We start from the raw sequence: 14,543 nt of genomic DNA, 5'->3' as shown, positions 1-14,543 counted from the left end.
GAAAGGTTCCGACATGAACATGGAAACCAGCCACGAACATGAATTGCTGACCGCCACGGTCCGCAAGTTCGTGGAAACCGAGATGATGCCGCACGAGGACGAGGTCGACCGCCTGGGCCATGTCCCCGAAGAGATCGGCCGCCAGATCGAGGCACGCGCGCACGAGCTTGGCCTGTTTGCCTGCAACCTGCCCGAAGAGGTCGGCGGCGGCGGTCTTGACCTGTCGGCGCAGCGCATCATCGAGCAGGAATTCGGCAGGACCACCCACGCCCTGCACAGCTGGGCCGCGCGCCCGACCGAGATCCTGCTGGCCTGCGAGGGAGAACAGCGCGAGAAATACCTGTTGCCCTGCGTGCGCGGCGAGAAACGCGAATTGTTCGGTCTGACCGAACCCGATGCCGGGTCGGATGCGATGGGGATGAAATCCAACGCCCGCCGGGACGGCGACGACTGGATCCTGAACGGGTCCAAGCATTTTATCTCGGGCCCCTGCATGCCCGATTTCGCCATTGTCTTTGCTTCCACCGGTGCCGATGACACCCCGCGCGGTCCACGCAAGCGCGTCACCGCCTTTCTGGTCGATGTGGGCACCCCCGGTTTTGTCTGCCGCGAAGGCACCAGATCGGTCAGCTATCGCGGCTACAAGACCTTCGAGCTGCATTTCGACAATGTCCGCCTTGGCCCGGGCCAGATCCTGGGCGAAGAGGGCAGGGGGTTCGAGATCGCCGGTCAATGGCTGGGCATGGGGCGCATCTGGGTCGGGGCGTCGTGTTGCGGCAAGGCCGAGCGCATACTGGAGATGGCGACCGAATGGGCCGCCAATCGCCGCCAGTTCGGCAAACCGATCGGTTCCTTTCAGGCCACCGGGTTCCGGCTGGCGGATGGGGCAATGAACCTGCGCGCGGCCAACCTGATGGTGACGGATGCGGTTGCCCGTCACCAATCCGGCCGCATGGCCGATCAGGACGCGGCGATGGTCAAGGTGTTCTGCTCGGAAATGCTGGGCCGGATCGCCGATGACGCGGTGCAGATATTCGGCGGCATGGGGCTGATGGAGGAATTGCCGGTTCAGCGCCTGTGGCGCGACAGCCGGCTGGAACGGATCTGGGACGGCACCAGCGAGATCCAGCGCCATATCATCACCCGTTCGATGTTGAGGCCGCTTGGTGCATGAGACCGGCGCAGCGTGAGAATTTCCAACGCCTGCTGACCCCGCGCCATATCGCCTTTGTCGGCGGGCGCGATGCGGCGATTGCCATCCGCGAGGCGCGCAGGCGCGGCTTTGCCGGGCGGATGTGGGCGGTGAACCCCAGGCGCGACACGTTGGAAGGGGTGGCTTGTGTGCCGACCATCGCCGATCTGCCCGAGGCCCCCGATGCGGTCTATCTGGCCATTCCCGCCGCCGCCGTTACGGGCGCGCTGGGGCAATTGTCGGCGATGGGGGCGGGCGGTGTTGTCTGCTTTTCCGCCGGATTCAAGGAAACCGGCGACGCGGCCGCCGAACGGGCGCTGATCGCGGCGGCGGGCGACATGGCGCTGATCGGGCCCAATTGTTACGGGCTGATCAACTATGTGGGCAATTCGGCGCTGTGGTCCTTTGAACATGGAGGCTGGTCGCCGGGATATGGTGCGGCGATCATCACCCAATCGGGCATGTTCTCGTCCGATATCACCATGAGCCAGCGCTCGCTGCCGATGGCCTATATGGTGTCGGCGGGCAATCAGGCGGTTCTGGGGCTCGAGGATTTTCTGGACGCTTTTGCGAGTGACCCGGCGGTGCGCGCCATCGGGCTGCATATCGAGGGCTTGCAGGATGTGGCCCGGTTCGAACGCGCCGCGCTGCGGGCGCTGGAACGCGGTGTGCCGGTGGTGGCGCTGAAATCCGGCAGTTCCCATATCGGGGCGGCGCTGACGATCAGCCATACCGGCTCGCTATCCGGGGCGAACGAGCTTTACGAGGCGCTGTTTGTACGCTGCGGTGTGATCTCGGTCAACAACCCGTCGCAGTTTCTGGAAACACTCAAGCTCTTGTGCGTGACCGGCGCGCCGGGCGGTGCGCGGGTGGCGGGGTTCACCTGCTCGGGCGGCGGGGCCACGATGCTGGCCGATCACGCCGAAAAGATCGGGCTTAGCTTTCCGACTATTGAGGGCGCGGATCGCGCTGAACTGAAGGCCTTGCTGCCCGAGATCGCCACCGTCTCGAACCCGCTGGACTATACGACGCCGATCTGGGGTCAGGCCGAACACACTTATCCGGTGTTTTCCCGGACGTTGACGGCAGTAGCGCCTGATTTCACCGTGCTGGTACAGGATTACCCCGCCACGGGGCTGGACGATTCCAAGGTGTTCTATCTCAACGACGCCGGCGCCTTTGCCCGCGCCGCCACTGAACAACAGGTGCCCGCCGCGATCCTGGCCACCATCCCCGAGAACATGGATTCCGACACCCGCCGGATGCTGATCGACCAGGGCGTCGCGCCGATGCAGGGCATTCACGAGGCTCTGAACGCGATCCGGGACGCGGCAGGTTGGAGCGCGGCGCGCGCGCGCATCCTGTCGGAGATGCCCGCGCCACTGTTGCGGCCCCTCGCCGAGGCTGCTCTGACGGGTTTGACCGAGGATACCGGCAAGGAGTGGCTTCGAACGGCAGGTATGCCCGTTCCTGCGGGTGGGGTCGTTACCGCCCAAGAGGCCGCGCGCGCGGCGGCGAAGATCGGCTTTCCGGTCGCGCTCAAGATGATGAGCCAACATCTTGCCCACAAGACCGAGGCCGGGGCCGTTGCGCTGAACCTTGCTGACCCGGCCCAGTTGCAAACGGCGCTTGCGCAAATGTCGAATGCGGTCGCCGCTTATGATGCCGATGCTGTCACCGACCGGTTCCTGGTCGAGGCGATGTCACCGCCGCCGCTGGCCGAGCTGATCCTGACCCTGCGGCGCGATCCGCAATTCGGGCATGCGCTGGTACTTGGAAGCGGCGGTGTTCTGGTCGAGCTTCTGGGTGACGCGGTGACGCTGCTCTTGCCTTGCAGCGTCGCAGAGGTGAAGCGCGGGCTAGAGGGGTTGCGCCTTGCCCCGCTCTTGCGCGGATACCGCGGCAGGCCCGCCGCCGATCTGGCGCAGGTCGCTGATGCCATTCACGCCCTGTCGCGCGCCTATCTGCAAGACTGCGCCAAGATCGCCGAGGTCGAGATCAACCCGCTTTTTGTCTATCCTGATCGGGTGATGGCCATCGACGTGCTGTTGCATCGCGTGGTCGGGGACTAGCCATGCGCGTTCCAAACCCGGATCTGGCCGTCGATGACAGCAACAAGCAGCGCTGGAACAGGCCCGCCCATCGGCGCCACGGGTTTCACAACGCGCATCAGTTGTTCCGGCGCACGCTGATGGTGCGGTCGCGCCATGTGCTGCCGTTGGTGCCGTCCCCGATCGACCTGCCGGCGGCCTTGCCGGAGCTGCGCGCGCTACTGGCGCATCCGGCCTTTTCCGCCTTTTGCTGCTTGCGTGGGGATGCTCTGATCTACGAGTCCTCTGCGGATGATTTCAGCCCCGCCGCGCCGCATTCGATCCAGTCGGTGACCAAGCTGCATATCCACCTGATCTTTGGTCGCCTGTTGGCGCAGGGACTGGTCTCGCTTGATGCGCCGGTTTCTGAATACCTGCCGGAGATCGGCAGCGGCTATGCGGATGCGCCGCTGGCCGCCTTGCTGGATATGGCGGTGCACAACGACTTTTCCGAGGACTATTCCGACCCTCTATCGGATTGTTATACCGAGGAAATCGCGCTTGGCTGGCGGCTGCCGCCCGAGGGCGCGCCCGAGCCCAGCCTGGCCCAGTTCGCCGCCGGGATCACCGGGTTCCGGCCCGGCCCGCCACCGGCGCTCGCCGATTACAAATCGGCCAATACCGATGTGCTGACCCTGATCGCGGCGGCGGTGTCGCCGGTGCCGCTGGCCCGGATGGTCGAGGAAATCGCCGATGCGGCGGGATATGAGGGCGCGTTCCACATCAGTCTCAGCCCCGAACACCTGCCCGCCTTTTCCGGGGGCGGCTGTCTGAGCGCCCGCGACCTGGCGCGGTTCGGGCTGCTGTTTGCGGGGATTTCGGATAACGCCGCCTATCCAAACGCCCAGTTCCTGCGTGCCTGTCTGGGGCGCATCGCGCCACGGCTGGCGCCGCCGCGCGACTGGCTGCGCTATTCGGGACACCTGATGACCGACGGGCGGATCTTGGGCCATGCCGGTTATGGCGGGCAGTTCCTGCTCGTCGATAGCGAAACAGGAACCTCCTGCGCGCTGCTCAGCGTGCTGGAAAACGATGCCGGATACGATACGGACTATATGTCCCAGGTGGCATTCTGCCTGAAGCGTGTTTGCGAACACCTGGCCTGAGCGCGAGACAGCCAAAGGCAGGCCAATGCGGTCCATCAACCAGGAGCCGGACGAGGCATCGCTTGCCCGTCTGCGCCGACGGGGGTACTCACTCCACCTGCCGCCATGGAGGGAATCGATGTCCGCGACCATCCGGATCGCCATTGCCAGCATTTTCGTCGGTGCCCTTGTTCTGGGCATCAAGACGCTGGCCTGGTGGCTGACGGGGTCTGTCGCCCTGCTTGCGGATGCGCTGGAGAGCACCGTCAATGTGGCAACGGCCATCGCGGCGCTCATTGCCATCCGTATCGCAGCACGACCGGCGGACGCCTCTCACCCCTACGGGCACCACAAGGCCGAGTTCTTCAGCGCCGTGCTTGAGGGGGTCATGATCATTGTCGCCGCGCTGCTCATCCTGCGCGAGGCCTATACGGGGTTTCTGGCCCCCCGGGCGATGGACCTGCCGATCGAGGGGTTGCTGGTCAACGGCGCCGCCACGGTGATCAATGCGATCTGGGCCTGGGTTCTGGTGCGGCGTGGTCGCGCCGCCCGCTCTCCGGCGCTGGTGGCGGATGGCAAACATCTCTTTACCGATGTGATCACCTCTGCCGGGGTGGCGCTGGGGATATTGCTGGCCATAGTCACTGGCTGGTGGCTGCTCGATCCGCTGATGGCGGCCTTGGTCGCGGTCAACATCCTCTGGTCCGGCTTTCATCTGGTGCGCCAGTCGCTCAGCGGGTTGATGGACGAAGCGGTGTCAGAGGATACGCTGGCCAAGGTGCGCGACATCATTTCCAGAGAGGCAGGCGGTGCGGTCGAGGCGCATGACCTCAGGACGCGGCACGCGGGGCAGGCCACCTTTATCGACTTTCACCTCGTCGTGCCGGGAGAGACCACGGTGTTTGACGCGCATGAGATTTGCGACCGCGTCGAAGCGGCCCTGAAAGAGGCCGTGGAGGGCGCCAAGATCACCATCCATGTCGAACCCGAGCACAAGCAGAAACACTCCGGCATCGTGGTACTCGACTGAACCCGATAGGACGCCACGCCTCAGGTGCGATAGGTTGTCCGGATCCTCCGGTTCTCGGGGTCGTTCGCCGCAGTCTCGACAAGCCACTCGCTGAACTTGCGCGCATCCGGATGGTCGCGGCCCGTCTCGGGCGAGATCAGATGGAACGCCTCTTGCAGGGGGGCCTCGATCTCGAAGGGAGTGACCAGGCGCCCGCGTTCTATTTCGACGCCCAGCATCGAGGATCGCGCCAGTGCCACCCCGCCCCCGCGCGCCGCGAATTCAAAGGCCAGCAGCGAGGTATCGAATTGCAGACCCTGACCGGAGTTCACTCCGGTGGTCCGGGCGTAACGTAGCCAGTCGGCCCAACCTTCCTCGTATCCCAGAACATGCAAGAGGCGGTGATGGACAAGGTCTTCGGGCTGCCGAAGCGCCCGTTCCCCGTCCAGCAACGCGGGGGCGCATACAGGCTTGATCACCTCCCATGTCAGCCGTTCGGCTGTGTAGCCCGGCCACCTGCCGGTGCCGTACTGAATGTCGAGGTCGAACCGCTCGTTGTCGAACTGGTCGCCCCAGACGCTGGATACCAGCCGCACCTCGCTCTCCGGGTGACGGTCGAAAAAACCCTGAAGCCGGGGTGCGATCCAGTTGACCGAATAGCCCACCGGCGCGCGGATGGTCAGAACCTCGGACCGCCTGAGGCCAAATACCTCTTCGGTGCCCGCCGCCAGACGTTCGAACCCGTCGCGGACCTTTGGCAGATAGGCGGCGCCGACCTTGGTCAGCACCAGGCTCCGGGGTTTGCGCTCGAACAGGGGTTCGCGCAGGTAATGCTCCAGCAGCTTGACCTGTTTGCTGATCGCGGCCTGGGTCAGGTTCAGTTCCTGCGCGGCATGGGTGAAACTCAGATGCCGGGCGGATGCTTCGAAGGCACGCAACCATGTCAGATGGGGAAGTCGCCGGGTGCTCATGACCAACTCATGCATAACTCTGATGGTGTTATAGGGCGATTATCCATCGCTTGAAAGCCGGGAATGATCTGCCGCAAAGTTGTGGCGAAGGATCAAGGAGGACCGACCTTGCCGCAGGACCATATCGACGGTGTCGACCCCAACCGCCTGAGGCGCATTTCGCGCTGGATGGAGGGGCATGTGCGTGACGGGCGCCTGAGCGGTCTGGCGGTGCAGATCGCGCGGCGGGGGCAGGTCGTCTTTTCCGAGCGGGTCGGCCATGCCGACGCGGCGACTGGGCGGGCGGTGGCGCCGGAAACGATCTGGCGCATCTACTCGATGACCAAGCCGGTGACCTCGCTTGCCCTGTTGATGCTGTACGAGGACGGGGCGTTCCAGCTTGATCAGCCAGTCGCCGACTTCCTGCCCGCCTTTGCCGATCCGCAGGTCTGGACAGGCGAAGGGCATGCCCTGACCGAGACCGAACCCGCGCGACGTCAGATCACCATCCACGACCTGCTGACGCATCAGGCAGGGATCGTCTATGGCGACCCGCATGGAAACGCATTGGAACAGGCGCTGTCGGCGGCGGGCCTCGATTTCGACCGCGGTTTTGCCACCATGGCCGAGGCGGTCGAGGCGCTGGCGGATTTTCCGTTGGCCTTTCATCCCGGAGCGCGGTGGTTCTATGGGTTGTCGACCGATGTTGTGGGGCACTTGATCGAGGTGATCAGCGGCCAGACGCTGGGCGGTTTTCTCAAGTCACGGATCTTCGATCCGCTTGGCATGACCGATACCGGCTTTTCGGTTCCCGAGGACAAGGCAGGACGGTTGGCGACGCTCTATGATCATGCCGGCGGGGGATATGTACCCTCGGCCAGTCAGGATCGCTGCCTCGCGCCGGTCACGCTGGAAAGCGGTGGTGGCGGGCTGGTCTCGACCATGGCCGATTACCAGCGTTTCGCGACCATGCTGTTGCAGCGCGGCGCCTATGACGGCGGCAGGCTACTGGGGCGCAAGACCTTCGATCTGATGGTGTCGAACCAGATGGGCGGCGATCTGGCCAGCCGGGGGCAGGCGCATTTCAGCGAAACGACCTTTGAAGGAATCGGCTTTGGCCTGGGCGTGTCGGTGATGCTGGACCCGGTCCGCGCCAGGATCGTCGGCTCACCCGGAGAATTCGCGTGGGGCGGCATGGCCTCGACCGCGTTCTGGGTGGACCCGGTCGAAGAGATGACCGTGATCCTGATGACGCAGCTGATCCCCTCCAGTGCTCACGCGCTGCGCCGCCAACTCAGGGTGCTGAGCTATCAGGCGCTGATCTGAACCGCATCCGGTCCGGGCTCAGGCGGTGGCCAGCGCGATAACGCCGACAAGAACAAGGCTCGCCGCCCAGACCCGGTCAAGGTTGAACCAGCTTTTCGACAGAAAGCTCAGGCCCAGCCAGCGATAGACAGCCCATGCGGCCGCTCCACCCGCGGCGATCATCGCGGCGGTATGGACGAGCGCAACAGTGAGTGCGATCGCCGCGCCCCGCGACATCAGCGACCCGGCGGCGGCGTGGCCGGTATCCAACTCGTCGGCCCGGCAAAGGCCCAGGTAGATCGGGACCAGCATCAGCGCGGCGCCATGGGCGAGTGCGACCAGAAAGGACCACAAGGCCAATCGGCCCGGCCGGACCCGTGCAAGAAACCGGGGGTGACGCTGGCTGACGAAGATCCAGACCCCCAGCGCAATCACCACCAGCCCGGCGCCCAGCCGGATTTCGCGCTGCCAGTCGATCAGCAAGGTCATCACGGCAAACGGCATCAGGATGGCCAGCATCGCCGCGAGATGCCCCAGCGCAATCGCCACAAGGGCACGCCCCAGCGCGCCGCTGCGGCCCTCCATCAGCGCTGCGGAGACCGCCAGCGGCCAGCCCATGCCCGGGTTGAGCCCGTGATAGAGCCCGCTTCCCACCACGGCGAGCCAGAGACCCGCCGCAGTGTCGGTTATCGCTCCCAAGGATCAGGCCGAGGGATAGCAGAAGCTGTCGGTCGAGCAGTCGCCCCCCTCAAGCCGGATCTGGTGGCTGCGATACCCTTCCGGGAACTCGACGAAGAAATCCTTGTCGAGCGTCAGACCGCCGTTTTCGCCGACATCCGCCTTGACCATCGCGCCGCCGCGTTCGCCGGGATAGAACTGATCATCCCAGGTGGAATACAGCGAATTGGTCCAATAGACCCGTTTGCCGTCGCGGCTGATCTCGACCATCTGCGGCCCATAGCCAAAGGTCTTGCCGCTGGGATGGGCGGTCTTCTTGACGATGCCCCCGATCTCGACCTTGCCCGCCAATGTCGGGTTCATCGGGTCCGACACATCGTATTGATGCATCTCTCCGGTGCCCCAGCAGGCGACGTAAAGGTATTTGTCGTCCAGCGACAGGTCGATATCGGTGACCAGCGGCGGCACCGCCGAGAAGCCCTTGAGCAAGTCGGGCAGGTCGTCGGGATCCGCGGGTTGCGGCGGAATGGTGATGGTCTTCTTGGCGTGCCATTCGCCGCCCTCACGCCACCAGGTCCAGATCGAGCCTTCGAGGTTGGTGGTGTCGACCACGACCCCGCAGAACCCGTATTCCTTGACAGGATCGTGGGCAGGGCGGATTTCCAGCGCCATCTGGTGGTTCTCGCCCAGGTCGATGGTCTGGATATTCTTGCGCTCGCGCAGGTTCCAGAAATGAATTCTATGGCCATACTTGTTGGACAGCAGGTCCTCGGGCACGATGCCGTTCTCGAATTGCGGCGGCAGGCCCCATTCGGAACTGACCATGTAGTCGCGCGGCAGGTTCCACCAGAAATCGTATTGCTTGTTCTGCGGACCGCGGTCGATCTCGTAGCGGCCGATTACGTCGAAGGTTTCGCAATCCATGATGAAGATGCCCGGCGGACCATCGGTGCCGTCCGGCCCGCCGCCACCCAACGTCGAGACATAGATACCCTCGGGGCCGCAATGGATCGTGTGAGGGCGGGAATAGCCGGTCTTGGCAAAGACCTCTTCGGGTTCGATGATCTTGTGGATCTTGGCGTCCAGGGGGTCTTTGACATCGACCACATAGATGCGGGACGAGCGGATGCCGGGAATGATCAGGTAGCGTCGTTCCAGGAAGGCATGGCCTGTCAGCGGGGAAAGCGCCGATGAACAGGCGTTCCAGCCGAAATGGTGAAACTCGTCGCCCTTGTTGGGCATGATCAGCTGGTGAACGATCTGTCCGAATTTCTCCGAGTTCGGATCAACATCGACGACAGCCAAGCCGTCGGGCTTCGATGCATCGGGGCTGAGCATCAGGGTAAAGGCCAGTTTCTCGACCGGCCCCTCCATGGCCAGCTTTGCCGACGGATAAAATGTCGGATCGGGTCTCAAGGTCATGGTATTTCCTCCCTTTTTATCTAAATATCAATAAGTTGCCGTAAGTTCCTTGTTTCTATTTCCGGGCTTCCCGCAGCTGCCCTTCGGGGTTCACTGCCGCCCATTCCGCCGACCGTAACACGAAAATCACTATGGGTCAGCCGTTCGCTGTTGGAAGGGTCGCATCGTCCAGATGGCAGGCGATGGAGAGCCCGCCCGGCAACGTCCGCAGTGGTGGTGTGACGCGGTCGCAGGTGCCGCTGATGGTATGGGTGCACCGGTTGGCAAAGGGACAGCCCTTTGCCCCGATGACGACGCTGCCGGCGCTGGCGGCCTTGGCCTCGCCGGTATCGGCCACGCCCTCCAGCCAGCCTTGCCGCATCTCGGGGACCGAGGAGAGCAGCAGTTTTGTATAGGGGTGAAAGGGCGGGCCGAAGACCGCAGCGGATGGCCCTTTCTCGACCACCCGGCCGGCATAGAGAACCACCACCTCGTCGGCGAATGACGCAACGGTCGACAGGTCGTGGCTGATGAACATGTAGGCGACGCCCAGTTTCTCCTTGAGCGATTTCAAAAGCTCGATGACCCCCGCCGCGACCACGGTATCCAGCGCCGAGGTGACTTCGTCGCACAGGATCACCTTGGGGTCGGCGGCCAGCGCGCGCGCCAGGTTGATCCGCTGTTTCTGGCCCCCCGACAGTTCACCGGGAAAGCGCGAGGCAAAGCTGCGCGGAAGGTCGACGAGTTCCAGCAGGTCACCCACCTTGTCCGCGCGCGCGCGCCCCTTGAGCCCCTGATAGAACTCCAGCGGGCGGCCCAGGATGTCTCCGATCCGCTGGCGCGGGTTCAGCGCCGTGTCGGCCATCTGGAACACGATCTGGCAATCCTTGAGCGTATCGCGGGGGCGATCCTTCACGCTTGGAGCGGCAACCTTTCCATCGAGCTTGATTTCGCCCTCTCGCAGCGGTGTCAGGCCGGCGACGACCCGCGCCAGCGTACTTTTCCCACAGCCGCTTTCGCCGATCACCCCGACGACCGATGCGGCGGGGACGTCAACCGAGACATCGGACAGGATGGTCAGCGCGCCATAGCCCGCGGTGATGTTGCGAGCCGAGATCACCGGCGCTTGCGCCGCGCTGGCGTCAACATGGTCGACCAGGTGCGGTGCGGGCCGAACCGCCGCCATCAGCGTGCGGGTATATTCGTGCTGCGGGTCATGCAGGATCTGGGCGGTTGGTCCTTCCTCGACCATTTCACCGTTCTTCAGCACAAGAATGCGATCCGCCACCTGCGCCACGACCGCAAGGTCGTGGGTCACGTAGATCGCCGCCGTGCCCTGATCGCGGATGATGTCCTTGAACGCCTTCAGCACCTCGATCTGGGTGGTCACGTCCAGCGCCGTTGTGGGTTCGTCCAGGATCAGCAAATCCGGCCCGCAGGACATGGCCATCGCCGCCATAAGCCGCTGCAACTGACCGCCCGAGACCTGATGCGGGAACTTGTTGCCCACGGTATCGGGATTGGGCAGGTCCAGCTTGCGATAAAGATCGACGGCGGTGGCGGTCAGGGTCGCGGCATCGCCCGCGCCATGCCAGAGCGGCGCCTCGATCACCTGTTTGCCGATCCGCAGCGCCGGGTTGAAGCTGGCGGCCGCCGATTGCGCCACATACGAGACTTCGTCACCGCGCAGCGCGTGGCGGTCAGGCGGTGACAGTTTCATGATGTCGCGCCCGTTCAGCCAGACCTCGCCCCCCGCGATGCGGCAGCCGGGGCGGGCAAAGCCCATGGACGCCAGTGAGATCGTGGATTTCCCTGACCCGCTCTCGCCGATCAGGGCCAGCACCTCGCCCTTGGCCACGTTCAGCGACACGCCCTTGACGATCGGGACATAGGCGCCCCCGGGCGGGCGGCCCTCGACGCGTAGGTTCTTGATGGTCAGGATGTCGCTCATTGGTCGATCTTCTCCAGAACGGTTTCACCCTGCTGACGCTGCTGGAACCAGTCGACAAGCAGGTTCATGGATACGGTCAGCGAGGCGATGCAGGCGGCAGGGATCAGCGCGGCAGAAGAGCCGAGGAAAAGCCCCCCCACGTTTTCCTGCACCATCAGCCCCCAGTCGGCGGCAGGCTCCTGAACGCCCAGACCCAGAAAGGAGAGACCCGACAGGAACAGGATCGAAAAGGTGAAGCGCAAGCCGAATTCCGCGATCAGTGGCGCCATTGAGTTTGGCAGGATCTCGCGGGTCAGGATCCACCAGGTGCCTTCGCCTCGCGCGCGCGCGGCCTCGACAAAATCCATGACGCCGATGTCATAGCCCAATGCGCGCGATACCCGGAAGACGCTGGTCGACAGCACCAACCCGACCGTCAGGACCAGAACCGTGATCGAGGTCCCAAAGGCGCCGATCACCACCAGCGCCAGCAGGGTCGAGGGAAAGGCCATGAAGGCCTCGACGATGCGACTGACCACGATATCGAACCAGCCCTTGAGGATGGCAGCGGCAAAGCCCAGCGTGACGCCAAAGGTAAAGGAGATTACCGTTGTCACCAGCGCCAGCAACAGCGTTGTGCGGACGCCGTAGATCAGCCGCGAAAACACGTCGCGCCCCAGCTTGTCGGTGCCGAGCCACCCGCCTTCGCCGATCGGAGCGAATGTCTTGGTCGAGATGATATCGGCCTCTCCATGGGGGGCGATCCACGGTCCGAACAGGGCGAGGACCAACCAGAACAGCAGGATACCACCCGCGAAAATCGCGGTCCGGGTCAGGCGCAGGCCGGCAAAGACCGAAGCACGCGGCTTGGCGAATTCGGTTGCGTCGCTCATTTCGGATACCTCAGGCGCGGATTGGCCATGATGGACAGGACATCGGCCAGCAGATTCAACAGGATATAGACGGCGCCGAAGATCATGGCGCAGGCCTGGATCAGCGGGATGTCCCGCAGCGTGACGCCATCGACCAGCAGGCGGGTCAGACCCGGCACGCCAAACACGGTTTCAACGATGATCACGCCCGAGACCATGTAGCTCAGGTTCAGGGCGATCACGGTCAGGATCGGGGACAGCGCATTGGGCAGGGCGTGCAGCACCACAAGGCGGCGTTTCGGCAAGCCCTTGAGCGCGGCCATCTCCATATAGGGAGATGTGAAGATGTTGATCACCGAGGAACGCGTCATCCGCATCATGTGTGCCAGCACCGCAAAGCTGAGTGTGGCGACGGGCAGGGCAAGCGCGCGGGCATTCTGCCAGAAGTCGAAATAGGGCCGCGTGTTGGCCGACGCGGACAGCCATTTCAACTCGACCGCAAAGACCTTCATCAGGATCAGGCCGATAAAGAACTCGGGCACCGCGATCAGCGCGAGCGTGGTCATGGCCAGGGTCTTGTCGACCCGCCCACCGGCGCGCATCGCAGACCAGAGACCCAGCGCCAGCGACAACGGCACAGAGATTGCGGCCGCAAGCAGGGCCAGGCGGAGCGTGTTCCACATCCGGCTTTCGATCATGTCGGCCACCGGCCGCTTGGTCGCCAGCGAGGTGCCCAGGTCCCCCTGGACCATGCCGCCCAGCCAGTCGAAATAGCGCACGATCGCGGGGCGGTTGAGGCCCATCTCCTCACGCAGGGTCGCGAGCGCCTCTTCGGTTCGGCTTTGGCCCAAAATGGCTTCGGCCACGTCACCGGGAAGAATCTCGGTGGCGCCGAAAATGATAATGGATGCCAGCAGCAGGGTGAGCACACCCTGCGCCAGACGGGTCAGAATGATCCGGTGCACCTTGTTCCTCCCTTCAAGGCTGCCGGTATATTCGGCCCAAGCCCGGGTTCGGACAAACAACCATAGCAACCCGAATGGGGTCGTTTTGGTTATGGCAACGGCATGCGTTTTCGACTTTTTGGGCAATGACCGTTTTTTTGTTGTTTGTCGGGACGGTTTGCAAGGCAGCAAAACGGAGTGGAACTGCAAAGGACCTCGACCATGCCCGCCAAACTCTTGCTCATCGTTCTGGACGGTGTTCCTTACAGGAACTTCCGTCGGTTGTTCGGCAATCTCGAAGGACTGGTCGCATCGGGAGAGGCCCGCGTAAGGCGCATGCGTTCGGTGCTGCCATCGACGTCTTCGGCCTGCTATGCCTCGATGCACACCGGCTTGCCGCCGCATCGCCATGGTGTCGTCGGCAACAAGCACAGGCGGCGACTGGAGGTGCCGGGCGTGTTCTCGGAGCTGGCGGGCGCCGGGCGAAAAACCGGCGCCGTGGCGCTGAGCTGGTGGAGCGAGCTGTTTCACCGGATGCCCTTTGACCCGGTGCGTGACATCGAGAGCGACAACGCAGTTGGCCCGATACATCACGGTCGGTTTCACACGATGGCGGATGCGACCGATGCAAACCAGATGAGCCCTTCGGATGCCGATCTCTTTGCCACGCTGACCTATCTTTGCGAGGCGAAGGGCCTGGATTACGGATTGCTGCACACGTCGACGCTCGACAGCATGGGGCATCGCTTTGGCCATGGACGAAAGGAAATGAGCGATGCCTGTTATTATCTGGATGCGGCCCTGGCGCCCTATGTGACCCGCTGGCGCGAACTGGGGTATGACGTCATTGTCACCGCCGATCACGGGCAGGACGATCTTGGCCATCACGGTGGCGCCGGAGAAGATCAGCAGGATGTGGCCTTGTACTATTTCGGCAGCAGCGCCCTGCCATCCGAAGATGTCCTGTTGGACCAGCTGGCGCTTGCTCCTTCGATCCTGACGAGGATGGGGGTCTCTGTTCCCGAAGGTATGACGGGCGCTTCGTTCCTGTCTCGCTGAAGGAGCGGATGCAATGCATAACCACAGT

12 protein-coding genes are annotated in these 14,543 nt (G+C 63.8%); 6 read left to right on the top strand and 6 right to left on the bottom strand.

What is annotated here, in order from left to right; genetic code table 11:
- The first annotated feature begins 13 nt into the window (after positions 1 to 13).
- The 4 genes from AC2FLM_RS04870 to AC2FLM_RS04855 all read left to right on the top strand — a co-directional run bounded on the left by AC2FLM_RS04870 (position 14) and on the right by AC2FLM_RS04855 (position 5,397).
- Positions 14 to 1,174, top strand: coding sequence for an acyl-CoA dehydrogenase family protein (locus tag AC2FLM_RS04870; RefSeq protein WP_496856182.1), 1,161 nt, complete (start codon positions 14 to 16; stop codon positions 1,172 to 1,174).
- Entirely contained in the window at positions 1,171 to 3,264 is a 2,094-nt protein-coding gene (locus AC2FLM_RS04865) for an acetate--CoA ligase family protein (protein WP_496856180.1), read from the top strand. The genes AC2FLM_RS04870 and AC2FLM_RS04865 overlap by 4 nt, the downstream gene beginning before the upstream one ends.
- A 2-nt stretch (positions 3,265 to 3,266) precedes the next feature.
- The gene (locus AC2FLM_RS04860; protein WP_496856178.1) at positions 3,267 to 4,388 is read left to right on the top strand and encodes a serine hydrolase; all 1,122 of its coding nucleotides are present in this window, start codon (positions 3,267 to 3,269) and stop codon (positions 4,386 to 4,388) included.
- 118 nt (positions 4,389 to 4,506) lie between these two features.
- The gene (locus tag AC2FLM_RS04855) at positions 4,507 to 5,397 is read left to right on the top strand and encodes a cation diffusion facilitator family transporter (protein ID WP_234137640.1); all 891 of its coding nucleotides are present in this window, start codon (positions 4,507 to 4,509) and stop codon (positions 5,395 to 5,397) included.
- Between the two features lie 20 nt (positions 5,398 to 5,417).
- Here the strand turns inward: AC2FLM_RS04855 and gcvA are convergent, their stop codons facing one another.
- Complete coding sequence (gene gcvA, locus AC2FLM_RS04850) at positions 5,418 to 6,347, bottom strand: transcriptional regulator GcvA (protein WP_496856176.1); 930 nt, start codon at positions 6,345 to 6,347, stop codon at positions 5,418 to 5,420.
- A gap of 108 nt (positions 6,348 to 6,455) precedes the next feature.
- Here gcvA and AC2FLM_RS04845 point away from each other — a divergent pair, with 108 nt between their 5' ends.
- A complete protein-coding gene (locus tag AC2FLM_RS04845; RefSeq protein WP_496856174.1) occupies positions 6,456 to 7,652 on the top strand; it encodes a serine hydrolase domain-containing protein in 1,197 nt (398 codons plus the stop codon).
- Between the two features lie 18 nt (positions 7,653 to 7,670).
- Here AC2FLM_RS04845 and AC2FLM_RS04840 read toward each other — a convergent pair whose 3' ends face one another.
- The 5 genes from AC2FLM_RS04840 to AC2FLM_RS04820 all read right to left on the bottom strand — a co-directional run bounded on the left by AC2FLM_RS04840 (position 7,671) and on the right by AC2FLM_RS04820 (position 13,477).
- Positions 7,671 to 8,330, bottom strand: coding sequence for a hypothetical protein (locus AC2FLM_RS04840; RefSeq protein ID WP_234143310.1), 660 nt, complete (start codon positions 8,328 to 8,330; stop codon positions 7,671 to 7,673).
- 3 nt (positions 8,331 to 8,333) lie between these two features.
- Positions 8,334 to 9,731 (bottom strand): selenium-binding protein SBP56-related protein, encoded by a 1,398-nt coding sequence (locus AC2FLM_RS04835; RefSeq protein ID WP_234143311.1) that lies wholly within the window; start codon positions 9,729 to 9,731, stop codon positions 8,334 to 8,336.
- A gap of 136 nt (positions 9,732 to 9,867) precedes the next feature.
- Positions 9,868 to 11,661, bottom strand: coding sequence for an ABC transporter ATP-binding protein (locus AC2FLM_RS04830; protein WP_496856172.1), 1,794 nt, complete (start codon positions 11,659 to 11,661; stop codon positions 9,868 to 9,870).
- Entirely contained in the window at positions 11,658 to 12,533 is an 876-nt protein-coding gene (locus AC2FLM_RS04825; RefSeq protein ID WP_234137645.1) for an ABC transporter permease, read from the bottom strand. Before AC2FLM_RS04825 ends, AC2FLM_RS04830 begins: the two co-directional genes overlap by 4 nt.
- Positions 12,530 to 13,477, bottom strand: a complete 948-nt coding sequence (locus tag AC2FLM_RS04820) for an ABC transporter permease (RefSeq protein ID WP_234143313.1) — start codon at positions 13,475 to 13,477, stop codon at positions 12,530 to 12,532. The genes AC2FLM_RS04825 and AC2FLM_RS04820 overlap by 4 nt, the downstream gene beginning before the upstream one ends.
- Before the next feature lie 201 nt (positions 13,478 to 13,678).
- On the opposite strand from AC2FLM_RS04820, the gene AC2FLM_RS04815 reads away from it, so the two are divergent.
- Entirely contained in the window at positions 13,679 to 14,515 is an 837-nt protein-coding gene (locus AC2FLM_RS04815; RefSeq protein ID WP_496856169.1) for an alkaline phosphatase family protein, read from the top strand.
- The last annotated feature ends 28 nt before the right edge of the window (positions 14,516 to 14,543 follow it).

This window comes from Ruegeria sp. SAZD011 (assembly GCF_059612545.1).
The sequence above is the reverse complement of the archived record's forward strand: the minus strand, read 5'-3'. Positions and strand labels throughout refer to the sequence as shown.